Origin of the sequence: Serratia sp. SM04 (genome assembly GCF_040280225.1) — a bacterium.
In the GTDB taxonomy this organism is placed as follows: domain Bacteria; phylum Pseudomonadota; class Gammaproteobacteria; order Enterobacterales; family Enterobacteriaceae; genus Serratia; species Serratia sarumanii.
Genome location: NZ_JBEOQT010000021.1, coordinates 1,227,890 through 1,252,904, shown reverse-complemented (window position 1 = coordinate 1,252,904; position 25,015 = coordinate 1,227,890). Strand labels below are relative to the sequence as shown.

Here is a 25,015-nt window from a genome sequence, read left to right as displayed (position 1 = left end):
GGGGGCAAAATGCGCGAAAAGGGGGGAGGAAAAGTGTTTGAAATAACGCTCAGCGTTTTTTTTGAGCAGCAACATGAGATTTATGCAACATAAGAGTGCAACGGCATAATTTTTATTCACTCTGTGCACTATAATAATGCGAACCAATAAATAATTTAAACTTTAAAATTAATTTTAGCCGCGCCGACGCGAAAGGTACGCGGCTAAACAAAGGGTATTACAACAGGCCGGGGAATATCGCCTTAATGCCGGTAACGATAAACTCGATGCCGAGCGCCATCAGCAGCAGACCCATGATACGGGTGATCACGTTGATGCCGGTCTGCCCCAGCAAACGCACCAACAGCGGCGCGGCGCGGAACAACAGCCAGCAACAAAAGGCGAACAAGGCGATCGCCACCGTAAAGCCGAGCAGGCTTTGCCAGTTGTGATAACGGGAACTCCACACGATGGTGGAACTGATCGCCCCCGGCCCCGCCATCAGCGGCAGCGCTAGCGGCACCACGCCGATGCTTTCGCGGATCGCGCTCTCCGATTTCTCCTGTTTGTTTTGCTTGTCTTCCCCCAGCTTGCCGCTGATCATCGACATGGCGATGGTCACCACCAGAATACCGCCGGCGATGCGGAACGAATCGATAGAGATGCCGAACATCCGCAGGATCCCTTCACCCAGGAACAGCGACGTCCACAAAATGATGGCGACCGACAGGTTGGCGGTCAGGTTGGTTTTATTGCGCCCCGCTTCCGCCTGGTAGCTGGTCATGCTGATAAACACCGGCAAAATGCCCACCGGGTTGACCAGCGCAAACAGACCGACAAAGAACTTGATAAAGCCGGAAAGATCCAACAGAGATTGGCCCACAGATGCTCCGCATTAATCGCTATAAAAAAGGTGTGCTGCCTATGCGCGCTAATGTAATGGAATTGGCGCGGGTAATCCATCCGGCCCAAGCAGCATTTTTGACTGTCAGCAAGTTATGCAACGAAACAAATGCCCTTTGTTAAAGTGATGTATGGCCTTTTGATTTTTTATGTTGAAAAAAGAGTCATCGCTCACAGTTATCAAGAATGATTCCCAACACCGGCAAGCTGAAAGGTGTCAGCTTGCACTTTTCATGATTTAGATCACAAATCGACTACCCAACAGTGGGTAAGCTCTTAGTCGTAGTCAGGGAGTAGAACAAAGTCGGCGGCAGCCCAGCCGGTTCCCTTCTCCTCACTGCCTGCCCCTCCGGTTGGCGTAGGGTGAAGCTCTTTAAGCAAATCAGCAGCATGCGAAGAAATAACGCGGGAAAGCCCCGGTATTCAAATCACCGTTTATTCCCATTATGACTATACTAGTGGCTCGCACGGCTTATTTACTGAAAGAGTTTAACATTATCAGGAGAGCATTATGGCTGTAACGAATGTCGCTGAACTGAACGAGCTTGTCGCACGTGTCAAAAAAGCCCAGCGCGAATATGCCAACTTCACTCAAGAGCAAGTGGATAAAATTTTCCGCGCTGCCGCCCTCGCCGCTGCTGATGCCCGTATCCCGTTGGCCAAAATGGCCGTGGAAGAATCCGGAATGGGTATCGTCGAAGACAAAGTGATCAAAAACCACTTCGCTTCCGAGTACATCTACAATGCCTATAAAGATGAAAAAACCTGTGGCATCCTGTCTGAAGATGACACCTTCGGTACCATCACCATCGCCGAGCCTATCGGCCTGATTTGCGGTATCGTCCCTACCACCAACCCAACTTCTACCGCGATCTTCAAAGCGCTGATCAGCCTGAAAACCCGTAACGGCATCATCTTCTCGCCGCACCCGCGTGCGAAAAATGCCACCAACAAAGCCGCCGATATCGTGCTGCAAGCCGCTATCGCCGCCGGCGCGCCGAAAGACATCATCGGTTGGATCGACCAACCGACCGTCGAGCTGTCCAACCAGCTGATGCACCACCCGGACATCAACCTGATCCTGGCCACCGGTGGCCCGGGCATGGTGAAAGCCGCCTACAGCTCCGGCAAACCGGCCATCGGCGTCGGCGCCGGTAATACGCCGGTGGTGGTAGACGAAACCGCAGACATCAAGCGCGTGGTCGCGTCTATCCTGATGTCCAAAACCTTCGACAGCGGCGTTATCTGCGCTTCCGAACAGTCGGTCATCGTCGTCGACTCTATTTATGATGCGGTACGCGAACGCTTCGCTTCCCACGGCGGCTATCTGCTGCAGGGTAAAGAACTGAAAGCGGTGCAGGACATCATCCTGAAAAACGGCGGTCTGAACGCGGCCATCGTCGGGCAATCCGCACCGAAAATCGCCGAGATGGCAGGCATCAAAGTGCCGGCCAACACCAAAGTGCTGATCGGCGAAGTGAAGCTGGTCGACGAGTCCGAACCTTTCGCCCATGAAAAACTGTCGCCGACGCTGGCGATGTACCGGGCCAAAGACTTCGAAGACGCCGTCGCCAAAGCCGAAAAACTGGTCGCCATGGGCGGTATCGGCCACACTTCCTGCCTGTACACCGACCAGGATAACCAAACGGCTCGCATCGCCTACTTCGGCGATAAAATGAAAACGGCTCGCATCCTGATCAACACCCCTGCTTCTCAGGGCGGTATCGGCGACCTGTATAACTTCAAACTCGCGCCTTCGCTGACGCTGGGTTGCGGCTCCTGGGGTGGTAACTCCATCTCTGAAAACGTCGGACCTAAACACCTGATCAACAAGAAAACTGTAGCGAAGCGAGCAGAAAACATGTTGTGGCATAAACTTCCGAAATCGATCTACTTCCGCCGTGGCTCGCTGCCTATCGCGCTGGAAGAAGTGGCGACCGACGGGGCAAAACGCGCCTTCATCGTGACCGACCGTTTCCTGTTCAACAACGGCTATGCCGACCAGATCACCAAGGTTCTGAAGTCTCACGGCATCGAAACCGAAGTGTTCTTCGAAGTGGAAGCCGACCCGACGCTGAGCATCGTGCGTAAAGGTGCCGAGCAGATGAACTCCTTCAAACCGGACGTCATCATCGCGCTGGGCGGCGGTTCGCCGATGGACGCTGCGAAAATCATGTGGGTGCTGTACGAACATCCTGAAACCCACTTCGAGGATCTGGCGCTGCGCTTCATGGACATTCGCAAGCGTATCTACAAGTTCCCGAAAATGGGCGTGAAAGCGAAGATGATCGCTATCACCACCACCTCAGGCACCGGTTCGGAAGTCACGCCATTCGCCGTCGTGACCGACGACACCACCGGGCAGAAATACCCGCTGGCCGACTATGCGCTGACCCCGGACATGGCGATTGTCGACGCCAACCTGGTGATGAACATGCCGAAATCCCTGTGTGCCTTCGGCGGTCTGGATGCGGTCACCCACGCGCTGGAAGCCTACGTCTCGGTGCTGGCGAACGAATACTCCGACGGCCAGGCGCTGCAGGCGCTGAAACTGTTGAAAGAGTATCTGCCGGCCAGCTATAAAGAAGGCGCGAAAAACCCGGTTGCTCGTGAACGCGTGCACAACGCCGCCACCATCGCCGGTATCGCTTTCGCCAACGCCTTCCTTGGGGTTTGTCACTCCATGGCGCACAAGCTGGGTTCGGAGTTCCACATTCCGCACGGCCTGGCCAACGCGATGCTGATTTCCAACGTTATTCGCTACAATGCGAACGACAACCCGACCAAGCAGACGGCCTTCAGCCAGTACGACCGCCCTCAGGCGCGCCGCCGCTACGCTGAAATCGCCGACCACCTCGGCCTGAGCGCTCCGGGCGACCGCACCGCGCAGAAGATTGAGAAACTGCTGGCCTGGCTGGACGAGCTGAAAACCGAGTTGGGCATCCCAACCTCCATCCGCGAAGCGGGTGTGCAGGAGGCGGACTTCCTGGCGAAAGTCGACAAGCTGTCGGAAGACGCGTTCGACGACCAATGCACCGGCGCCAACCCGCGCTATCCGCTGATTGCCGAACTGAAGCAAATCATGCTGGATACCTTCTACGGCCGCGAATTCAGCGAAGCGGTAGAAGAGGAAGCTGCCGCTCCTGCTGCCGCCAAAACCGCGGTAAAGAAGCCCAAGAAATAACGGTTCCGTGAACCGATAAAAAAACCCGCCACACGGCGGGTTTTTTATTGCGCCCGAGGCGCTGCATTTCGACTCAGGTCACCAAAACGCTTCAGCGGGCTTTGGCGGCGTTTTCTCCCCTACTCCAGGGAGTGAATCGCCTCTTTATAATGCTTGCGGCAGACGGAGACATAGCTCTCGTTACCGCCAATCACCACCTGCTCACCGGCGTGCATCGCCTGGCCGTTTTCATCCAACCGCAACACCATATTGGCTTTGCGCCCGCAGTGGCAGATGGTTTTCAATTCCACCAGCTTATCAGCCCAGGCCAGCAAATATTGGCTGCCGATAAACAGCTCACCGAGAAAATCGGTACGCAGGCCGTAGCACAATACGGGAATGTCCAGTTGGTCCACCACATCGCACAATTGCTCAACCTGGGCCTTGGTCAGGAACTGGCTTTCATCCAGCAGCACACAATGCACCGGCTGCTGTTGATGCTCCTGCTGAATCATGGCGTACAGCATCGAGTCGTTGTTATAGAGCTGGGCCTGCGAGGATAAACCGATGCGCGAGCTGACTTTGCCTACCCCAAAGCGGTGATCGATCTCCGCAGTGAACACCAGCGTGCGCATACCACGTTCTTGATAGTTATATGAAGACTGTAGCAGCGCGGTGGACTTGCCGGCATTCATCGCAGAGTAATAAAAATAAAGTTGAGCCATGGCCCCACAACTCCGATGGTATAAGAAATATTCAAATGTTGATTAGGACGGTGAGTGTACCATAACCCGCCCCCCGGCTCAGCCCAAAGCGAGCGAATATTGCGTTCGCCGTAATAATGCGCTTTCAAGCGAAACATATCCTTCTGTCGGCCCGTTCTTTTTACCGCTATTTACAGGATAATGTATGCCTGTCATCACTATTAATTCTTGCTAATGGTTAAGCCGGTCATTTGCCGATTAATGCATAATCCCCCCTTTCACCTCGGCAGGCGCCGCGACCGCGGCGGAGTGCTTGCCTATTATACGTGAGGCCAATACAGGGCATTTAATCACCTTCGTTCTCCCCCGACGTTTCCTGACGCAATCTTTACCCAGATACCCCTATTGTTTACAATGTCTGCCTCGCCATGACGTGATTAAGCCCACAGAACCCATTGTAATATTGATATAAATTACAGCGATAACTTATCGATGAAAGCCTTGCGCCACGCGCATTTTAAAGCATGCCTGCTGAAATTTTGACTTAAGTGCGGTGAGGGTAATAGTTAACAGCCCTTCCTATATTAGTCGGACAGATCCGATTAACGGTTTTTTAAAAGGTAAATTTGAGTATTCAAGTCAATTTGGCTATTGCAGAAAGGAAAATAGCACTCTATTATTATCGAGACGCCCCCCACCAATATAATTTGAGACTAGGACAATGAGCGAAGCATTAAAGATTTTGAACAACATCCGCACTCTGCGCGCCCAGGCAAGAGAATGCACACTGGAAACGCTGGAAGAAATGCTCGAGAAACTGGAAGTTGTTGTGAACGAACGTCGCGAAGAAGACAGCCAGGCTCAAGCAGAAATCGAAGAACGCACCCGTAAACTGCAGCAATACCGCGAAATGCTGATTGCTGACGGTATCGATCCGAATGAACTGCTGCAAACCATGGCTGCCAACAAGGCTGCCGGCAAAGCAAAACGTGCAGCACGTCCTGCTAAATACCAATATAAAGACGAAAACGGCGAACTGAAAACCTGGACCGGCCAAGGCCGTACCCCTGCGGTGATTAAGAAAGCTATCGAAGAGCAAGGTAAATCTCTGGATGATTTCCTGCTGTAATAGCGATTCAGTCCGTATCTGAAAGGCTCCCTGCGGGGGGCCTTTTCATTTTAAAGCTTATAGCCGTGATCCCGCCTCATCCCTTTTCTTTTAGTAAATATCCTAATTCGCATTTTCCTCCTTGCACGAAATCCCAGTGAAAAAAAAGGGCCCTAAGGCCCCTTTATCGCATTTACCCTCGTTCAATTATTGAACCTGGTAGAATGCCTTATACCAATCAACAAAGCGCTTCACACCCTCTTCAACGCTGGTTTCCGGCTTAAAACCAATGTCACGATAAAGCTCTGCGGTATCCGCGCTGGTATCCATCACGTCGCCAGGTTGCATCGGCAGCATATTCTTGCGGGCCGTTACCCCCAAAGCCTGCTCCAATGCCGTGATATATTCCATCAGTTTAACGGGGGAGTTATTGCCGATATTATAAACATGATACGGCGCGGAACTGGTCGCCGGCGATCCCTGTTCAACGGTCCATGACGGATCTGCCTGCGGAATAACCGCCTGCAGCCGCACAATAGCCTCGGTGATATCATCAATGTAAGTAAAGTCACGGTGCATTTCACCGTGGTTATATACATCGATGCTCTCCCCCGCCAATATGGCCTTGGTAAACTTGAACAGCGCCATATCCGGACGCCCCCAGGGACCATATACGGTAAAGAAGCGCAGCCCCGTCGTCGGAAGACCGTATAAATGAGAGTAGCTGTGTGACATCAGCTCATTGGCTTTTTTGGTTGCCGCATACAGTGACACAGGGTGGTCGACAGAATCTTCGGTAGCAAACGGCAGCTTGCGATTGAGGCCATAAACAGAGCTGGAGGACGCGTAAAGTAAATGCTCGACCTTATTATGCCGGCAGCCTTCCAGCACGTTCAAATGGCCGATCAGGTTGGCGTCCGCATAAGCCAACGGGTTGACCAGCGAATAACGCACGCCGGCTTGCGCGCCCAAATGAATGACGCGCTGAAACTGATGCTCGGCGAACAATGCCGCCATGCCTTCGCGATCGGCCAAATCCAGCTTGATAAAGCAGAATCCCGGCTTATCCGCCAGTCTGTCCAGACGGGCCGTTTTCAGGCCCACGTCATAATAGTCATTCAGGTTATCGATGCCGACAACCTGATGCCCGGCGGTCAACAAACGCTCTGCAACGTGATAACCAATAAACCCTGCGGCGCCTGTAACCAGGAATTTCATGGTCACTCCTTAAATAACCGGTTTAATCGATGCGCCGCGGCCAATCGCATAGTAGGTAAAGCCACGATTCGCCAAACGCTCCGGATCGTACAGGTTACGTCCATCGAAGATCACCGGCTGTTTCAACGCACCCTTGATCACGTCGAAGTCCGGCGCGCGGAAATTCTGCCATTCGGTGCAAATCACCAGCGCATCGGCGCCGTGCAACGCAGCCTCTTTGGTGCCCATCAGTTTCAGATCGTCACGCTGGCCATAGATGCGCTGAACTTCGTTCATCGCTTCCGGATCGTAGGCTTGAACGGTGGCGCCGGCAGCCCACAGTTGCTCCATCAGAACGCGGCTGGAGGCTTCACGCATGTCATCGGTATTCGGCTTGAACGCCAGGCCCCACAGTGCGAAGGTTTTGCCCTTCAAATCGCTGCCGAAATAGTCTTTGATAAAGCTGCTCAGCTTGTCTTTCTGTTGGTAGTTGACCTGCTCTACCGCCTGCAACAGCTTCGGTTGGTAACCGATCTGCTCCGCCGTGCGGATCAAGGCCTGTACATCTTTCGGGAAGCAAGAACCACCGTAGCCACAGCCAGGGTAAATGAAGTGATAGCCGATGCGTGAATCGGAACCGATGCCCTGGCGCACTTTCTCGATGTCCGCGCCCAGCATTTCCGCCAGGTTGGACATTTCGTTCATAAAGCTGATTTTGGTCGCCAGCATGCAGTTGGCGGCGTATTTGGTCAACTCCGCGCTGCGGATATCCATCATGATCATACGATCGTGATTGCGGTTAAACGGCTCGTACAGCTCGCGAATAGGCTCGATCACCTCTTTATTATCGGTACCGATCACGATGCGTTCAGGGCGCATGCAGTCAGCCACCGCAGCGCCTTCCTTCAGGAATTCAGGGTTGGACACCACGTCGAACGGCACGTTGCTGCCGCGCTTAGCCAGCGTTTCCGCCATCACCTGACGCACCTTGTCCGCCGTGCCGACCGGCACGGTGGATTTGTCGATCACCACTTTGCGATCGGTCATGTGCTCGGCGATGGTGCGCGCCACCGCGGTGACATATTTCAGATCGGCTGAGCCGTCCTCATCCGGCGGCGTGCCGACGGCGATAAACTGGATATTCCCGTGCGCCACGCCCGCTTTGGCATCGGTGGTGAAATGCAGGCGCCCGGCCTCATAGTTTTGCTGCACCAGCGGCGCCAGGCCCGGCTCAAAAATCGGGATATTCCCTTTTTTCAGGTTTTCGACTTTTCGCTCATCAACATCGATGCACATAACGTCATGGCCAACTTCAGCCAGCACCGCGGCCTGTACCAGCCCCACATAACCAATACCAAAAACTGTTACTTTCATGTGAAAATCCTAGTTTTTCAAATTAAGACGAAAGATCAAATTACTTCTTGTCAGCGGCAACAACCTGTTGCAGCCACTGAGAAAATTCTTTGCCCAGGCTGGCATGACGCATGCCGTACTCTACAAAAGCCTGCATGTAACCCAGTTTGTTACCGCAGTCATGGCTCACGCCTTTCAGGTGATACGCTTCCACCGTTTCCTGCTGCATCAGCATTTCGATGCTGTCAGTCAGCTGAATTTCATCGCCGGCGCCTGGAGGCGTTTTCGCCAACAGCGGCCAAATATCGGCGGACAACACGTAACGCCCGACAATCGCCAGGTTGGAAGGCGCTTTATCCGGCGACGGCTTCTCGACCACGCTGACCATCGGCGCGCTTTCGCCCGGTTGCAGATCGACGCCCTTGCAGTCGGCTACGCCGTAGTTTCCGACATCCTTATGCGGCACGGGTTCAACCATGATTTGGCTAACGCCGGTGGTTTCGAAGCGCTGCAGCATTTCGTGCAGGTTGTCTTTTTTCGGATCGGCGCTGTATTCGTCGAGGATCACGTCAGGAAGCACCACCGCGACCGGCTCATCGCCCACCATCGGGTAGGCACACATAATTGCGTGCCCCAGGCCTTTGGCATTGCCCTGACGAACCTGCATCACGGTAACGCCTTTCGGGCAGATCGACTGCACTTCATCCAGCAATTGGCGCTTGACGCGTTTTTCCAGCATCGCTTCGAGTTCGAAACTGGTATCAAAATGGTTTTCGATCGAGTTCTTGGAGGAGTGGGTGACCAGCACAATCTCGTTAATCCCCGCCGCAATGCACTCATTGACGACGTATTGGATCAGCGGTTTATCAACCAGCGGCAGCATTTCTTTCGGAATGGCTTTGGTGGCTGGCAACATCCGCGTACCCAAGCCTGCAACCGGGATCACGGCTTTTCTGACTTTGCGATTTACAGCAGGCATTATTTCCTCTCTTAAAGCTAAAGCGCTCATTTTATGAGCTTGGCTCGATATAAAAAAACCTTCGGAGTATACCAGCTTATACGCGCCGAGCATTAGCCGGAACACAAATAGAAAACATTTAGGACTATTACCCGTTCGGATAATCGGGAGAATAAATAAACGGTTTAATTACCGATAAGTGAATAGCTTAAGATCTCGCCGATCGCTGCCTGTTATTCAGCGCTGAGCATCAGCCGCAATCGGCCACCGCTGCCCCATACCTGACACTGCCAGGCGGCACAGCGCTGACTGATCTGATTCATGTAGGTAGCTCCCAGCGTCCCCAGCGGCACGCCGTTGTTCAGCTGGATTTGATTGTCACCGGTATTGACGTTGGCATGCAGCCCGGCGGAAACCAGGATCAGGTTTTTATTTTCGGCGTGATAATATCCCAACAACAGAGGGAATTGACCGTCTAATTTCCCCTGCCGCAATAATTGATTAACCTGCTTTAACAATGCCGACATTTGCGGCAGACGATGCTGTTGATTAGCCAGATGATCTTGCAGCAGCCCATTAAATAACGCGCGCAACAGCAAAGCCGCCAATACGCCATTATCGCCGGCGCGCGTGACGTCCAGACAATAGAATGCCAGATCCTTTTCTGACAAGGCGGCGATATCCAGCACCAGGCCGGGATTTTCGCCGGTGGTTAACTGCCGATAGTTGATCCGGCAATGCGCAATGGTCTGCTGTACCGGCGGCTGCAATTGTTTAAGCAGTTTGACGGCTTCGGAAGGATTTTTGCTCAGCGCGTCCCAATCCTGAAACAGTTCAACCTCTTCAATCGCCTGGGAGGTGAACATATTGGGGTATAAGCACGCCAGCACCGCTTCACGCAGGCGGTTGAGATCGGTCAGCGGCTTGAGCAGCACATCCTGCACGCCCAACCGCAGCACCTTGGCGATGTCAGCCATCTTGTCGGTGGCCGAGATCACCAGCACCGGGATCTGTACCCCCTGCAAACGCAGGTGTTCAACGAATTCGATACCGCCCATTTCCGGCATCGCGAGATCGCACAGAATCAGATCCGGCTTGAAGTCATCGACGGCACTCAACGCCTGTAAACCGTTGGTCGCCTCGCCGGTTTCAGCGCCCAGCGAGGCCAAATAACCGACCAGCACCGAACGAAAAACCTGTTCGTCCTCAACGATCAAGATGCGCTTGTGAGTAAGTGGTAATGCCATCAGCCGAGCCTCGTCCCTTTCCATAGTGTAATAGTGGCTCAAAAAGGTCACTTATGCTCGTCTGAAACAGACTGACCGCGCAATGCCAACCGAGAACCGAGAATTATCTATTTTTTATCAACGGCAACAACCGATCCAGTTGTTTTTCCACCGCCAGCAATCCCGCTTCGATCGCTTCGTTGGCGCGGTGGAAATCCAGCGTCGAGATTTGCGGGCAAAAAGGTTGAATCAGCACATCCGGCGGATCGCTCGCCATCCGGTTGCGCTTCAGGCGATTTTCCAGCATTTGAATCGAGGTGCCCATGACCTCCATCGCCGTGGGCGCCGTCGCCGGTTTGCGCTGCCGCATTCTGCCGATGCGCTCCCGCAGACGCCCGCGCCAGGTGGCCGCAGGCGCATCGTCCGGGCTTTCTTCCTCGATACGTATCGAGAACAGATCCTGCTGCATCAGGTGCGCGTCATGCTGCAGATCGACCGCGATGACGATATCGGCGCCCATGGCGCGGCAAAGCGACACCGGCACCGGATTGACCACCGCGCCATCCACCAGCCAATAGCCGTCGGCCCACACCGGTGCCAACAGGCCAGGCATGCTGCAGGAGGCGCGTATCGCCTGATGAATATCGCCTTCAGTCAGCCACAGCTCACGCCCGGTGCTGAGATTGGTCGTCACGGCGCCGAACTTCAGCGCACATTCGGCGATATCATTGATCTTCAACAACTGTCCGACGGCGTTAAACACCCGCTCGCCGCGCAACAGGCCGCCACGGTGCCAGGAAAAATCCATCAGGCGAATCACGTCCCAATAGCTGAACGATCGCACCCACTGCTCCATCGCCGGCAGACGATGGCTGGCGAACGCCGCCCCCACCAACGCGCCGACGGAGCAACCGGCCACGATATCAACCTCAATCCCCAGTTTCTTTATCGCATTAATCACGCCGATGTGCGCCCAGCCTTTGGCCGAGCCCGCCCCCAGCGCCAGTCCGATCTTGATTTGCCGCATAGCGCCATCCTCGCGGTGAAAGGTGTTCTCTGCTTTCAGGGTAGATTGTCACTGACGAATATTGTTAGGTAACATATGCGCTAAATTCATTTTCTGCCTCGTGTTCTCAGGAGTTATTTTGCCCGAATCATGCCCATGCGGCAGCGGACAGGCGTATAACGCGTGCTGCGCCCCTTTTATCAGCGGTAATCAGCCGGCGCCCACGCCCGGTCAGCTGATGCGTTCACGCTTCACCGCCTACGTGAGTCATAACGTCGACTATCTGATCGCCACCTGGCACCCCGACTGCGGCGCCGAAGCGTGGCGCAATGCAATCGTCGACAGCTTTAAAAATACCGAATGGTTAGGCCTGACGATCGTGGAAGAGAAAGCCGGTCATGAGCCGGAAGAAGGCTTCGTCGAATTCATCGCCCGCTTTATCGATGGCGAAAGCGGCGAACCGCAGGCGATGCATGAGCGCTCGCGCTTCCTTCGTCGCGATCAACGTTGGTATTATATCGACGGCACCAAACCCCAGCCCGGCAGAAATGCGATGTGTCCCTGTGGCTCAGGGAAAAAATACAAGAAGTGCTGCGGGCGCTAGCCGGCCGGCGCTTCACGTTTACGCCTGCGCAGACAGGCCGTTCAGTATCAGACAGGATCCTCAAACCCATGCCACACCAAAATGTACAACGGAAAGTGTTACGCACCATCTGCCCGGACGCCAAAGGGCTGATCGCCAAGATCACCAACATCTGTTACAAGCACGAACTCAATATCGTGCAGAATAATGAGTTCGTCGATCACCGCACCGGGCGTTTCTTCATGCGCACCGAGCTGGAAGGCATTTTCAACGACAACACGCTGCTGGCCGATCTGGACAGCGCGCTGCCGGAAGGTTCGCTGCGTGAGCTGCACAGCACCGGGCGCCGGCGCATCGTGGTGCTGGTCACCAAAGAGGCCCACTGCCTGGGCGATCTGTTGATGAAAAGCGCCTATGGCGGCCTCGACGTTGAAATCGCCGCCGTGATCGGCAACCACGACACGCTGCAATCGCTGGTGGAGCGTTTCGATATTCCTTTCCATCTGGTGAGCCACGAAGGCCTGACGCGTGAACAGCATGACCGCGAAATGACGGCCAAGATCGATCAATATCAGCCGGATTACGTGGTGCTGGCCAAATATATGCGCGTGCTGACCCCGGCCTTCGTGCAACATTACCCGAATCAGGTGATCAACATTCACCATTCGTTCCTGCCGGCGTTTATCGGCGCGCGCCCTTATCACCAGGCCTATGAGCGCGGGGTAAAAATCATCGGCGCCACCGCCCACTACGTTAACGACAATCTCGACGAAGGCCCGATCATCATGCAGGACGTGATCCACGTCGATCACACCTATTCCGCCGAGGATATGATGCGCGCCGGCCGCGACGTGGAGAAAAACGTGCTTAGCCGCGCGCTGTATCAGGTGCTGGCGCAGCGCGTCTTCGTCTACGGCAACCGCACCGTTATTCTTTAATCGCTCAATAAATCGGTGCATTTCGTTCAGGGATGCACCGCCAAGAATAAAAAAACGGCAAACGATTCATTTTCTGCATTTCAATGCTTTACACATCCGCTTCATTTGATATGATGCGCCCCGCTTACCGAGACAGCGCTCTCGCAAGCAAGGCCAGTTAAATAGCCATGTATATGGTGGGGTTCCCGAGCGGCCAAAGGGAGCAGACTGTAAATCTGCCGTCACTGACTTCGAAGGTTCGAATCCTTCCCCCACCACCATCTTCTCTCCGCCAGGAGCGAGGACGCAGTAAAGAAACCGGCCAGGTTTCTTCCGGATAAAACTGGAACGACAATTTGTAAATCCATGAATACCATGGTGGGGTTCCCGAGCGGCCAAAGGGAGCAGACTGTAAATCTGCCGTCACAGACTTCGAAGGTTCGAATCCTTCCCCCACCACCATCTCTTTATAGAAAACCCCAAATAAACTTAAAGCACATCGCCTCCATAATGCTCCGCACCGGGGAAGGATGAGAAGCTTCGATAAGGTTCGAGTCTCACGCAGTGAGACAACGCGCTTCAGCGCGGCCCGCAGGGTGAGTCGCGCAGCGACGAATTATCCTTCCCCCACCACCATCTCTTTATAGAAAATCCCAAATAAACTTAAAGCACATCGCACCCATAATGCTCCGCACTGGGGAAGGATGAGAAGCTTCGATAAGGTTCGAGTCTCACGCAGTGAGACAACGCGCTTCAGCGCGGCCCGCAGGGTGAGTCGTGCAGCGACGAATCATCCTTCCCCCACCACCATCTTTTATAAAATCCCCCAAACCTCATCAAAGCACATCGCATCTATCACTCGCGCTTCGGGAAAACTCACACCGTCGAACGGCGCTCTCATCCGGCGTTTTATTTCCGCCTCCCAGCCGTAACTTGAACTCCGGCCGACAATTCGCTATACCACTGGCTTCTTTTGCGCAGTAAGGAACAGGTGGATGCGAAACAATATTTGCGTTTTTTGTGGCGCCAGCGAAGGCGTCAATCCCGCTTATGCCGAGCAGGCTCGTCAACTGGGGCAGCTGCTGGCCGCACAGGGGCGCCGTTTAATCTACGGCGGCGGCAAAAAAGGATTGATGGGGATCGTGGCGGACGCGGTGTTGGCGGCGGGCGGTGAAGCTGTCGGCATTATCCCCGAGCGCCTGGTTGAAGCGGAAACCGCGCATCGCGGCCTGACTGAATTGGAAGTGGTGCCGGATATGCACACGCGCAAAGCCCGTATGGCGGCGCTGGCGGACAGTTTTATCGCCCTGCCCGGCGGCATCGGCACGCTGGAAGAGCTGTTTGAAATCTGGACCTGGGGGCAAATCGGCTATCACAACAAACCGGTCGGCCTGCTCAACGTCAACGGGTTCTACCGCCCGCTGAGCCAGTTCCTCGAGCACGTCGCCGATCAGGGCTTTATGCGCCACGACTACCTCGGCACCCTGCACATCAGTGAATCGGCGCAAACGCTGCTGCAACAGTTTGACGACTATCAACCCAAAAATTACGACCGCTGGGCGAAATAAAGCCGCTGCGCAGCCAGCGGTCCCGCCGCTGTCTGCGTTACATTTCCCGCCAAACTCTGCTACTATCACAGCACATTTTTCTCGTGAAAACGGCACCGCTCATGAAGTTTGTCTCTTTTAATATCAATGGACTGCGCGCGCGTCCGCATCAGCTGGCGGCAATTATCGAACAGCACCAGCCCGACGTGATCGGTCTGCAAGAAACGAAAGTTCACGACGACATGTTCCCGCTGGAAGAAGTCAGCCAGCACGGCTATCACGTGTTCTATCACGGGCAAAAAGGCCATTACGGCGTAGCGCTGCTGACCAAAGCGGAGCCTCTGGCCGTGCGCCGCGGTTTCCCGACCGATGAAGAAGATGCGCAGCGTCGCATCATCATGGCCGATCTGGCTACGCCGCAGGGCACGCTGACGGTGATCAACGGCTACTTCCCGCAAGGTGAAAGCCGCGACCACCCGATCAAATTCCCGGCTAAAACACGCTTTTATCAGGATCTGCAAAACTACCTGGAGCAGCAGCTGTCGGCTGAATCCCCGGTATTGATCATGGGTGACATGAACATCAGCCCAAGCGATTATGACATTGGCATCGGCGAAGACAGCCGCAAACGCTGGCTGCGCACCGGCAAGTGTTCCTTCCTGCCGGAAGAGCGCGAATGGATGGAGCGCCTGCTGAACTGGGGGCTGGTGGACACCTACCGCCACGCCAACCCGGGGCGCAGCGACGAATTCTCGTGGTTCGACTACCGCTCCAAAGGGTTCGACGACAACCGCGGCCTGCGTATCGATCTGCTGCTGGCCAGCACCCCGCTGGCTTCGCGCTGCATCGCCACCGGCATCGATTACCAAACCCGTGGGATGGAGAAACCTTCCGACCATGCGCCGGTGTGGGCGGAATTTACGCTGTAAACTCATCACCCCGGCGCTCGCCGGGGTTTTACTCTGTGAAGCCAATGAAAATTATCGACGTGGTAGCCGCCATTCTGGAACAGAACGGCCGCATTTTGCTGGCCCAGCGCGGCGCAGGCAGCGATCAGGCCGGTCTGTGGGAGTTTCCCGGCGGCAAGGTTGAAGCCGGCGAAAGCCAGCCAGAGGCGCTGGCGCGCGAGCTGGATGAAGAGTTGGGGATTTGCGCCCGTATCGGCGACCATGTGGGCAGCAATCAGTGGCAGCAAGGCGAACGCCTCATCCGGCTGCATGCCTGGCGAGTCGCGGAGTTCTCCGGTGAATTGCAGCTGCATTGCCACTCGGCGCTGGTCTGGGTCACGCCGCAACAGGCGCAGGAATACGCCCTGGCGCCCGCCGACGTTCCACTGCTGGCGGACTATATCGCCGCGCAAGGCGATGCGCGCTGAGCGCGGCGATAGGTTACATCGTCACTTCTTCAATCGCACCCAAATCAAGGGGTTGGTGCCGATGGTGTTAGGCTCACGCACGCACTGCAGCACTTCCCCTTCGACTTTGAGCACCGCCCCTTCGGAATAATTCTGGTTCTGGTAGACGCAACAGCGATTGCAGGGCTGCGCCGGCGGCGGATTGACGCCGCTTTTGGCCGTGCCCCAAATCTCCGGCGAAACCGGCAACACCACGTCCACATCGCCGCGATTGGCGGCGGCCAGGCCGGAAAACACCAAGACAGCGGCGGCTAAAACCCCACTGAGTCCATGCTTCATTCACTCTTCTCCTGCGCCTTGCCGGCGCTTTTCCTGCGTTTTTTGCCCCCGCTGGAAGGCGGCGGCGGCAACCCACGAAACGCCATGCTCGCCCGGCTCTGCTTGGCCTGATAAATCAGCTCTTGCAGCGTGCCGACCAACGGCTGCATAAAGTCCTGATAGCGGCAGGATTTCTCGCTGATTTGCGTCAGCGTGGCTTCCCAGTTGGCCGTCATATCAGGACGCGCAGCAAGATCCGGCAGCGAGTGAATCAACGCGCGCCCGGTTTCGCTGGAGTGAATATAGCGCCCCTTCTTGTACAGAAACGCCCGTTTGAACAGCAATTCGATGATCCCCGCTCGCGTCGCTTCCGTACCTAAACCATCGGTCGCCCGCAGGATTTTCTTTAACGCTTTATCTTGTACGAACCGCGCGATGCCGGTCATGGCCGACAACAGGCTGGCGTCGGTAAACGGCCGCGGCGGCTGCGTCTGGCGCTCCACCACTTCACCGCGCTCGCACAGCAGCTCATCGTCCTTGGCCACCACCGGCAGCGGCGCGCCTTCGTTTTCCTCGTCGCGCTCCTTGCTGCCCAGCAGCGTACGCCAACCGGCCTCCGCCAGGAAACGCGCCTTGGCGATGAATTTGCCGCCGGCGATATCCAGCTCGATCACGCATTTGCGGAACACCGCATCCGGACAGAACTGCATCAAGTACTGGCGCGCCACCAGCCCATACACATTCCGTTCATCCTGCGTCAGATTCACCTTGCCGGCGCGGGCGGTGGGAATAATGGCGTGGTGCGCATCGACCTTTTTATCGTCCCAGCAGCGGTTGCGGCGATCGCTGTCGATCACCGGCTGCGGATACAGCTCAGGCTGGTGCACGCTGATGGCGTTCAGCACCGCGTGGCGGCCGGCGAAATGTTCTTCCGGCAGATAGCGGCAGTCGGAACGCGGATAGGTGATCAATTTGTGGGTTTCGTACAGCCGCTGGCAAACGTCCAGCACCTGTTGCGCGCTGAGGTTATAGCGCCGGGCCGCCTCGATTTGCAGCGTAGAGAGCGAGAACGGCAGCGGCGCGGTATCTGATTCCCGTTTATCATTATAGGACGTGACCAGGGCCGGCTGCCCCTCGATGCGCTTGACCACGTGCTCCGCCAACGGCCGGTGCAGCAAACGCCCCTCTTCATCCTGATAAGGTTCGCAGGACTCGCTGGGTTGCCACAGCGCCACGAAGCGCTCTTCTTTCGGCGTGACGATGTGCGCCTTGACCTCAAAGAAGTCTTTTGGCACGAAGTTTTCGATCTCTTCATCGCGGCGCACCACCAATCCGAGCACCGGGGTCTGCACCCTGCCCACCGACAGCACGCCGTCGTAACCGGCGTTGCGGCCCAGCAGCGTGTAGGCGCGGGTCATATTGATGCCGTACAGCCAGTCGGCGCGCGAACGCGCCAGCGCAGACACGCACAACGGAATGAAATCACGGTTGTCGCGCAGACGCTCGACAGCACGCTCCACCGCCTGCGGATTGAGATCGTTGATCAGACAGCGGCGCACGTTCTGGCGCTTCTCCGCCGTCAAATCCAGGTAGTCCAGCACCTCATCCACCAGCAGTTGCCCCTCGCGATCCGGGTCACCGGCGTGAACCACTTCATCGGCTTCGTGCAGCAGCTTTTTAATGGCGTTGAGCTGTTTGCTGACCGAAGGGCGTGGCTGCAAGCGCCATTTTTCGGGGATGATTGGCAGATCCGCCAACGACCAGCGCGCATAGCGACTGTCATAGGCGTCAGGCTGGGCCTGCTCCAACAGATGGCCGACACACCAGGTCACCACGTCGTTGTTGCCACAGGCGATATAGCCGTCGCCGCGGCGATGCGGCTTGGGCAAGACGTCGGCAATGGCGCGCGCCAAACTCGGTTTCTCGGCTATGAACAGTCGCATTAATCACCGTTTTTCTGGCTGAACGTCATCAAGAATTCTCTTACTTCTGCATAGTTCCCGCGGAAGACGATCCGCTGGGCTTTCTTTTCCAACTGATAGCAATACATCGGATCGTAGTACTGCTGCAACAGAGGCGCCAACCACTCGCGGTGCGCGTCGCCCTGGCCGCTGAGGCGCTGCGCCCGCAGCGCCGCCTCCAGCCGCTGCGTCAACTGCTGGAAGCGCTCCAGGCCCAAACGGCGGCGAATGGCGAACAGGCCATGATGCAAATAGTCGTCGTACTGCCGCCAGCCCTCTTCCATGCCATAGGCCTGTTCGAACTGTTCGCGCATACCGTCGATATATTCGGCCTGCAAGCGCGCCAGACGAATATCGAACGGATCGTCGATCACCGCCACCGGCGCCTGCTGCATGCCGTTGAACAACGGCAACGGCAGATTGTTGCTGCCGATGATCCGCCCTTCGTCTTCCAGCACCCAACGGCGGCTGCCACCATGCTGTTTTTTCAGCAATAACACAGCCAGACGATTCTCAAAATCTATCTGCGAGCTCTGCCCCGCCAGCGTTCGGCCAAAAGATGAACCGCGATGGCGCGCCGCGCCTTCCAGATCGACGCCGTCGGCCAGTTCGTTGACCAGCAGCGTCTTGCCGCTGCCGGTATTGCCGCCCACCAGGACCATCGGCAATTGCGCGCTTTGCGTCAGTACACCGAGCAGATAATTGCGCAGCGCTTTATAACCGCCAGTGATACGCGGATAATCCACGCCGGCCTCGAGCAGCCATTGCTGCACCAGCTGCGAGCGCAGCCCGCCGCGGAAGCAGTAAATATAGCCTTCGGGCCGCGCTGCGCAGGCCGCCAGCCAGGCGGCGGTGCGCTGTTCGCGCAGTTTGCCGTTCACCAGGCTGTGGCCGAGCGCGATCGCCGCCTGCTGCCCATGCTGCTTATAGCAGGTGCCGACCGCCTGGCGTTCGCTGTCGATCATCAGCGGTAAATTCACCGCCTGTGCGAAGGCGCCCTGCTGAAATTCGATCGGTGCGCGCACGTCAATCAGCGGCACGTCCTGCAGGAAAATGCGTGGGTAATCGTCGCTGTCCGGCCTTCCTTGCATGTCGGACACTACACGACCTCGATCAGCGGCTTACCGGCCGATGCCACATGCAGCTCACCGATGGCGTTGAGGGTGATACCGTGCTGCCCGGCAATCGCCAGCACCTGCGCTTCCGCCTCTGGCAATACCGCCAACAGCAAGCCGCCGGAGGTTTGCGGATCGCACAGCAGCTGGCGCTGCAAATCGCTCATCTCGCCCACCAGATGGCCATAGCTGTCGAAGTTGCGCCCGGTGCCACCCGGCACACAACCTTCGGCGATATACGCTTCGACGTCCGGCAGCTTCGGCACCCGATCGAACCAGACCGTCGCCTGCAGACCGGAGCCCTGGCACACCTCGCTCAGGTGGCCCAGCAGGCCAAAACCGGTGATATCGGTCATCGCCGTGACGCCCGCCACCTCGGCAAAGTCGGCGCCCGGCTTGTTCAGGCGGCACATCACTTCGGTCGCCAGGCCCTGATGCTCAGTGCGCAGTTTGCTTTGTTTCTCGGCGGTCGTGAGCACGCCGATGCCCAGCGGCTTGGTCAGATAGAGTTTCGCCCCGGCCTGTGCCGCGCTGTTTTTCTTCACCCGTTCGGTATTGACCACGCCGGTGACCGCCAGGCCGAAAATAGGTTCCGGCGCATCGATGGAATGGCCGCCGGCCAGCGCGATCCCCGCCTGCTGGCAGGCGAAACGCCCGCCGTCGATCACCTGCTGCGCCACCTCCGGCGGCAGTTTGGCGATCGGCCAGCCAAGAATGGCGATCGCCATGATCGGTTTGCCGCCCATGGCGTACACGTCGCTGATGGCGTTGGCGGCCGCAATGCGGCCGAAATCGAACGGATCGTCGACGATCGGCATGAAAAAGTCGGTGGTGCTGATGATGCCGACGCCGTTGCCGATGTCGTACACCGCCGCGTCGTCGCGGGTTTCATTGCCGACCAGCAGGCGCGGATCGACAAACTTTTCTCGCTCGCTGTGCAAGATGGTTTCGAGAACTTTCGGTGAGATTTTGCAGCCGCAGCCAGCGCCATGGCTGTACTGGGTTAAACGGATCGCTGGCGATGTCATAGTCCACTCCCTTCGGTAACGGCACTCAAGATAACATAGGGTAGCGCTTGCCGAAGGGATTGATAAGAGCAGGTCGCCGATAAGCGAACGGCCTGCTCAGAAACCATGCGATTTTGCGGGGTTTGGCGCATTTTCGCCGCGCCCCGCGGGAGAAAACTCAGAAATAGCTGACGAAAGGCGTGCTGTCCGGCGGCGTCACCTTGGTGGCGGCCTTCAGCTGCGGCGTGCCCAGATAGAGGAAACCGACGATCTCGTCCTGCTCGCGGCAGCCGAAGGCTTCGCGCACCAGCGCATGCTCGGTCCAGGCGCCGGTGCGCCAGATGCCGTTAAAGCCCTGCGCCAGCGCCGCCATCTGCATCGCCTGCACCGCGCAACCGGCGGAAACCACCTGCTCCCAGCGCGGCACCTTGGTCTCTTCAGTGCAGTGCGCAATGACGGTGATGATCAGCGGCGCGCGGAACGGCGCCTTGGTGGCCTTTTCGATCGCCGCTTCGTCCAGTTGATCCTGTTTCGCCGCCGCCTGCAGCAGCTGGCTGAAGCGCTCCAGACCCTGATTTTCGATCATCACGAAACGCCACGGCTGCAGCGCGCCGTGATCGGGCGCACGCAGGCCCGCGTTGATGATATTTTGGCGCACTTCCCCCGCCGGCGCCGGTTCCGCCAGGCGCGAAGCCGAGCGGCGATTCAATAAAAGATCCAGAGCATCCATCGTAAACTCCTGATAACAATTTTCATTCCGGCCACGTTAACATAGCTAAACGACGAGTTACAGCCTCGGCGATAGCGTCTGTGTGCCACGATTTAAAGCTGACATTTCCCCGGCCGCTCATTAGGATAGCGGAACATTCTCGACTCTTGTTGGAGAGCACATGCGCACATTGTGGCAAATTATTGCCGGCATTTTCCGGTGGACATGGCGTCTGCTGAATTTTATCAGGGAACTGATCCTTAACCTGTTCCTGGTCTTGCTGATCCTGGTTGGGGTTGGCATCTATCTGTCCTTCCAAAGTTCCTCCACCACGACGGCCCCGGCGCGCGGCGCGCTGCTGGTCGATTTAAGCGGCGTGGTGGTCGATCAGCCCTCGGTAAACAACCGGGTGCGGCAATGGGGCCGCGAGCTGTTGGGCGCCTCCAGCAGCCGTCTGCAGGAAAACTCGCTGTTCGACGTGGTCGATAGCATCCGCAAGGCCAAAGACGATAAAAACATTACCGGCATGGTGTTGCAGCTGAATGACTTCGTCGGCGCCGATCAGCCGTCGCTGCGCTATATCGGCAAGGCGCTGCGCGAGTTCCGCGACAGCGGCAAGCCGATCTTCGCCATCGGCGACAGCTACAACCAGACGCAATACTTCCTGGCCAGCTACGCCAACAAGGTCTATCTGTCGCCGCAGGGCGCGGTCGATCTGCACGGTTTCGCCACCAACAACCTGTATTACAAGTCGTTGCTGGACATGCTCAAGGTCACCACCAATATCTTCCGCGTCGGCACCTATAAATCGGCGGTCGAACCGCTGATCCGCGACGATATGTCTCCGGCGGCGCGCGAAGCGGACAGCCGCTGGATTGGCGGCCTGTGGCAGAACTATCTGGAAACCGTCGCGGCCAACCGCCAGCTGACGCCACAGCAGCTGTTCCCGGGTGCCGCCGGCGTGCTGAGCGGCCTGCAGGCGGCCGGTGGCGACACCGCTCGCTATGCGCTGGACAATAAGCTGGTGGACGAGCTGGCCTCGCGCACCGCGATCGAAAATCAGCTGGTCAAGACCTTCGGCTGGGATAAACAAGCGAACGATTTCAACGCCATCAGCATCTACGACTACCAGCCGAAGCCGGACGCCAATCAGGGCGGCAAGATCGCCGTGGTCTTCGCCAACGGCGCCATCATGGACGGCCCGCAGACGCCGGGTAACGTCGGGGGTGATACCACCGCCGCCGAACTGCGTCAGGCCCGTCTGGATCCGGCCATCAAGGCCGTGGTGTTCCGCGTCAACAGCCCGGGCGGCAGCGTCAGCGCATCCGAAGTGATCCGCTCCGAACTGGCCGCCGTGCGCGCCGCCGGCAAACCGGTGGTGGTTTCGATGGGCGGCATGGCCGCGTCGGGCGGCTACTGGGTTTCGACGCCGGCCGACTACATCATCGCCAGCCCGAGCACCCTGACCGGTTCCATCGGCATTTTCGGCATCATCAACACCTACGAGAAAACCCTGGATACGCTGGGCGTGCACACCGATGGCGTGGCGACCTCGCCGCTGGCCGACATTGCGGTCACCAAGGCGCTGCCGCAGGAGTTCTCGCAGATGATGCAGCTGAACATCGAAAACGGGTATAAGAACTTCCTCGATTTGGTCGCCAAATCGCGCAAGATGACCCCGCAGCAGGTTGACCAAATCGCCCAGGGCCACGTCTGGCTCGGCAGCGACGCCAAGGCCAACGGCCTGGTCGATCAATTGGGCGATTTCGACGACGCGGTGAAAAAAGCCGCCGAGTTGGCGAAGCTGCAGCAGTGGCAGCTCAACTGGTTCGTCGATACCCCAAGCCTGAGCGATATGGTGCTCAGCCAGTTCGGCGTTTCCGTTCACGCCATGCTGCCGGCGGCGATTCAAGCCATGCTGCCCGCTCCGCTGGCCTCGGTCGCCAACGCGGTGAAAGAACAGCCGGGCTTGTTCAATAACCTGAACGATCCGCAAAACCGTTATGCGATCTGTCTCACCTGCGGAGAAGTCCGCTAACAAATTATTCTGCAGCCCGGCCATCGCCGGGCTTTTTTTCTGCCGCCATGCCCCTATAATTCAGCCCATCTTATCTTTGTTAAAATCATGACCATGCAAAAGAAATCCATTTACGTCGCCTACACCGGCGGCACCATCGGCATGCAGCGTTCCGATCACGGCTATATCCCGGTTTCCGGCCACCTGCAGCGCCAGCTGGCGCTGATGCCCGAATTCCATCGCCCGGAAATGCCGGATTTCACCATTCATGAATATGCGCCATTGATTGACTCTTCGGATATGACGCCGGAAGACTGGCAGCACATCGCCGACGACATCAAGCAGAACTACGATCGCTACGACGGCTTCGTGATCCTGCACGGCACCGACACCATGGCGTTCACCGCGTCGGCACTCTCCTTCATGCTGGAAAACCTGGCTAAACCGGTGATCGTCACCGGCTCGCAGATTCCGCTGGCGGAGCTGCGTTCCGATGGCCAGACCAACCTGCTCAACGCGCTGTATCTGGCGGCCAACCATCCGGTGAATGAAGTCAGCCTGTTCTTCAACAACAAGCTGTTCCGCGGCAACCGCACCACCAAAGCGCACGCCGACGGCTTCGACGCCTTCGCCTCCCCGAATCTGCCGCCGCTGCTGGAAGCCGGTATTCACATTCGCCGCCAGCAAGGCATCGACAGCCCGCCATGCAACGGCGCGCTGCGGGTGCACGACATTACGCCGCAGCCGATCGGCGTGGTCACTATCTATCCGGGCATTTCCGGCGCGGTGGTGCGCAACTTCCTGCTGCAGCCGGTCAAAGCGCTGATCCTGCGTTCCTACGGCGTCGGCAACGCGCCGCAGAAGGCCGAGCTGATCGACGAGTTGCGCGCGGCTTCAGAACGCGGCATCGTGGTGGTGAACCTGACGCAGTGCATCTCCGGGCGCGTCAATATGGAAGGCTACGCCACCGGCAACGCGCTGGCGCACGCCGGGGTGATCAGCGGTTTCGACATGACGGTGGAAGCCGCCCTGACCAAGCTGCACTACCTGCTGAGCCAGCCGCTGACGCCGGAACAAATCCGCGCCCTGATGCAGCAAGACCTGCGCGGCGAACTGAGCATCAACGGTTAACCTACTGAACTCTGGAGCGGCGATGAAAACGGCCCTGTTGTTGATCGATCTGCAAAACGATTTCTGCCCCGGCGGCGCGCTGGCGGTCACTGCGGGCGACGCCGTCATCCCGGTGGCCAATCAGGCGATCGCCGCCTGTCTCGCGCGTGGCGAGCCGGTGGTGGCCAGCCAGGACTGGCATCCCGCCAATCACCGCAGTTTTGCGGTGAACTCCCATGCGCAGGTCGGCACCCTCGGCGAGCTGGAAGGCCTGCCGCAGGTGTGGTGGCCGGTGCACTGCGTGCAAGGGAGCCACGGCGCCGATTTTCACCCCCAGTTACAGCGGCAACATATCAATGCCGTTTTTCGCAAAGGGCAGGATACGGATATCGACAGCTACAGCGCGTTCTTCGATAACGGCCACCGAGCGCAGACCGAACTGCACGGCTGGCTGCAATCGCAGGGCGTCCGGCGGCTGGCAATCATGGGCCTGGCGACCGACTACTGCGTGAAGTTCAGCGTGCTGGATGCGCTGGCTGCCGGCTATCCAACGCTGGTGATCGTCGACGGCTGCCGCGGCGTGAATCTGCAGCCGGACGACAGCGAGCGGGCGCTGCAGGACATGGCGTGCGCCGGTGCGCAACTGGTTACCCTGTCACAGTTTCTCGCCCACTAACCCCTCCCGGGCGCCAGCGGCGCCTTCTCCGAGCGGCGGCGAAACTTCGACGCCGCTCACAATATCGCCCTTCTTCTCCGCCAGCCGCTTGTGAGCAGCAGGCG

Annotated in this window: 22 protein-coding genes, 2 tRNA genes and 2 other RNA genes; 14 read left to right on the top strand and 12 right to left on the bottom strand. The window is 57.4% G+C overall.

What is annotated here, in order from left to right:
* Window positions 1-217 precede the first annotated feature (217 nt).
* Entirely contained in the window at window positions 218-862 is a 645-nt protein-coding gene (locus ABTW55_RS20470; protein WP_015378089.1) for a YchE family NAAT transporter, read from the bottom strand.
* A 531-nt stretch (window positions 863-1,393) separates the two neighbouring features.
* Here ABTW55_RS20470 and adhE point away from each other — a divergent pair.
* Window positions 1,394-4,066 (top strand): bifunctional acetaldehyde-CoA/alcohol dehydrogenase, encoded by a 2,673-nt coding sequence (adhE, locus tag ABTW55_RS20465; RefSeq protein WP_038877249.1) that lies wholly within the window; start codon window positions 1,394-1,396, stop codon window positions 4,064-4,066.
* Window positions 4,067-4,185: 119 nt separating this feature from the next.
* Here adhE and ABTW55_RS20460 read toward each other — a convergent pair whose 3' ends face one another.
* Window positions 4,186-4,770, bottom strand: coding sequence for a thymidine kinase (locus ABTW55_RS20460; protein WP_033634789.1), 585 nt, complete (start codon window positions 4,768-4,770; stop codon window positions 4,186-4,188).
* 700 nt (window positions 4,771-5,470) lie between these two features.
* Here ABTW55_RS20460 and hns point away from each other — a divergent pair.
* Complete coding sequence (gene hns, locus ABTW55_RS20455; RefSeq protein WP_004932170.1) at window positions 5,471-5,878, top strand: histone-like nucleoid-structuring protein H-NS; 408 nt, start codon at window positions 5,471-5,473, stop codon at window positions 5,876-5,878.
* A gap of 186 nt (window positions 5,879-6,064) precedes the next feature.
* Here the strand turns inward: hns and ABTW55_RS20450 are convergent, their stop codons facing one another.
* The 5 genes from ABTW55_RS20450 to rssA all read right to left on the bottom strand — a co-directional run bounded on the left by ABTW55_RS20450 (window position 6,065) and on the right by rssA (window position 11,618).
* Complete coding sequence (locus ABTW55_RS20450; protein ID WP_033654362.1) at window positions 6,065-7,075, bottom strand: NAD-dependent epimerase; 1,011 nt, start codon at window positions 7,073-7,075, stop codon at window positions 6,065-6,067.
* A 9-nt stretch (window positions 7,076-7,084) separates the two neighbouring features.
* Complete coding sequence (locus ABTW55_RS20445) at window positions 7,085-8,428, bottom strand: UDP-glucose/GDP-mannose dehydrogenase family protein (protein ID WP_033634791.1); 1,344 nt, start codon at window positions 8,426-8,428, stop codon at window positions 7,085-7,087.
* A 40-nt stretch (window positions 8,429-8,468) separates the two neighbouring features.
* Window positions 8,469-9,386, bottom strand: coding sequence for a UTP--glucose-1-phosphate uridylyltransferase GalU (galU, locus tag ABTW55_RS20440; protein WP_033634792.1), 918 nt, complete (start codon window positions 9,384-9,386; stop codon window positions 8,469-8,471).
* Between the two features lie 212 nt (window positions 9,387-9,598).
* A complete protein-coding gene (gene rssB, locus ABTW55_RS20435) occupies window positions 9,599-10,612 on the bottom strand; it encodes a two-component system response regulator RssB (protein ID WP_033634794.1) in 1,014 nt (337 codons plus the stop codon).
* 103 nt (window positions 10,613-10,715) lie between these two features.
* Entirely contained in the window at window positions 10,716-11,618 is a 903-nt protein-coding gene (gene rssA / locus ABTW55_RS20430; RefSeq protein ID WP_033654364.1) for a patatin-like phospholipase RssA, read from the bottom strand.
* Between the two features lie 118 nt (window positions 11,619-11,736).
* Here rssA and ABTW55_RS20425 point away from each other — a divergent pair, with 118 nt between their 5' ends.
* From ABTW55_RS20425 to ABTW55_RS20385, 9 genes are all read left to right on the top strand, one after another.
* Entirely contained in the window at window positions 11,737-12,201 is a 465-nt protein-coding gene (locus tag ABTW55_RS20425) for a YchJ family protein (protein WP_039565804.1), read from the top strand.
* Between the two features lie 68 nt (window positions 12,202-12,269).
* Window positions 12,270-13,118 (top strand): formyltetrahydrofolate deformylase, encoded by an 849-nt coding sequence (gene purU / locus ABTW55_RS20420; protein ID WP_016927485.1) that lies wholly within the window; start codon window positions 12,270-12,272, stop codon window positions 13,116-13,118.
* A gap of 175 nt (window positions 13,119-13,293) precedes the next feature.
* Window positions 13,294-13,378: transfer RNA gene (locus tag ABTW55_RS20415), tRNA-Tyr, on the top strand.
* A gap of 96 nt (window positions 13,379-13,474) precedes the next feature.
* A tRNA-Tyr gene (locus ABTW55_RS20410) sits at window positions 13,475-13,559 on the top strand.
* A 47-nt stretch (window positions 13,560-13,606) separates the two neighbouring features.
* Window positions 13,607-13,733, top strand: a non-coding RNA gene (locus ABTW55_RS20405) — RtT sRNA.
* 47 nt (window positions 13,734-13,780) lie between these two features.
* A non-coding RNA gene (locus tag ABTW55_RS20400) (RtT sRNA) lies at window positions 13,781-13,907 on the top strand.
* Window positions 13,908-14,092: 185 nt separating this feature from the next.
* On the top strand, window positions 14,093-14,665 hold the full coding sequence (locus ABTW55_RS20395; protein WP_004932190.1) for a TIGR00730 family Rossman fold protein: 573 nt from the start codon (window positions 14,093-14,095) through the stop codon (window positions 14,663-14,665).
* Window positions 14,666-14,766: 101 nt separating this feature from the next.
* Window positions 14,767-15,573, top strand: coding sequence for an exodeoxyribonuclease III (gene xthA / locus ABTW55_RS20390; RefSeq protein WP_033647602.1), 807 nt, complete (start codon window positions 14,767-14,769; stop codon window positions 15,571-15,573).
* A gap of 44 nt (window positions 15,574-15,617) precedes the next feature.
* On the top strand, window positions 15,618-16,019 hold the full coding sequence (locus ABTW55_RS20385) for a pyrimidine (deoxy)nucleoside triphosphate diphosphatase (protein WP_033654369.1): 402 nt from the start codon (window positions 15,618-15,620) through the stop codon (window positions 16,017-16,019).
* Window positions 16,020-16,040: 21 nt separating this feature from the next.
* Here ABTW55_RS20385 and ABTW55_RS20380 read toward each other — a convergent pair whose 3' ends face one another.
* The 5 genes from ABTW55_RS20380 to ABTW55_RS20360 form a co-directional block, all read right to left on the bottom strand.
* A complete protein-coding gene (locus tag ABTW55_RS20380) occupies window positions 16,041-16,337 on the bottom strand; it encodes a YnjH family protein (protein ID WP_033654371.1) in 297 nt (98 codons plus the stop codon).
* Entirely contained in the window at window positions 16,334-18,259 is a 1,926-nt protein-coding gene (locus tag ABTW55_RS20375) for a DNA topoisomerase III (protein ID WP_033647606.1), read from the bottom strand. Before ABTW55_RS20375 ends, ABTW55_RS20380 begins: the two co-directional genes overlap by 4 nt.
* Window positions 18,259-19,368 carry a tRNA 2-selenouridine(34) synthase MnmH gene (mnmH, locus tag ABTW55_RS20370; RefSeq protein ID WP_041035426.1) on the bottom strand — a complete coding sequence of 370 codons (1,110 nt, stop codon included), beginning with the start codon at window positions 19,366-19,368 and terminating at the stop codon, window positions 18,259-18,261. The genes ABTW55_RS20375 and mnmH overlap by 1 nt, the downstream gene beginning before the upstream one ends.
* An 8-nt stretch (window positions 19,369-19,376) precedes the next feature.
* A complete protein-coding gene (selD, locus tag ABTW55_RS20365) occupies window positions 19,377-20,420 on the bottom strand; it encodes a selenide, water dikinase SelD (protein ID WP_060421347.1) in 1,044 nt (347 codons plus the stop codon).
* Window positions 20,421-20,577: 157 nt separating this feature from the next.
* A complete protein-coding gene (locus ABTW55_RS20360; RefSeq protein WP_004932204.1) occupies window positions 20,578-21,129 on the bottom strand; it encodes an NAD(P)H nitroreductase in 552 nt (183 codons plus the stop codon).
* A 160-nt stretch (window positions 21,130-21,289) separates the two neighbouring features.
* Between ABTW55_RS20360 and sppA the strand changes: the two genes are divergently transcribed.
* From sppA to pncA, 3 genes are all read left to right on the top strand, one after another.
* Window positions 21,290-23,146 (top strand): signal peptide peptidase SppA, encoded by a 1,857-nt coding sequence (gene sppA, locus ABTW55_RS20355; RefSeq protein WP_033634806.1) that lies wholly within the window; start codon window positions 21,290-21,292, stop codon window positions 23,144-23,146.
* A 93-nt stretch (window positions 23,147-23,239) separates the two neighbouring features.
* The gene (gene ansA / locus ABTW55_RS20350) at window positions 23,240-24,256 is read left to right on the top strand and encodes an asparaginase (protein ID WP_033638505.1); all 1,017 of its coding nucleotides are present in this window, start codon (window positions 23,240-23,242) and stop codon (window positions 24,254-24,256) included.
* Between the two features lie 22 nt (window positions 24,257-24,278).
* Window positions 24,279-24,911 (top strand): bifunctional nicotinamidase/pyrazinamidase, encoded by a 633-nt coding sequence (pncA, locus tag ABTW55_RS20345; protein ID WP_060421349.1) that lies wholly within the window; start codon window positions 24,279-24,281, stop codon window positions 24,909-24,911.
* Window positions 24,912-25,015: the final 104 nt, after the last annotated feature.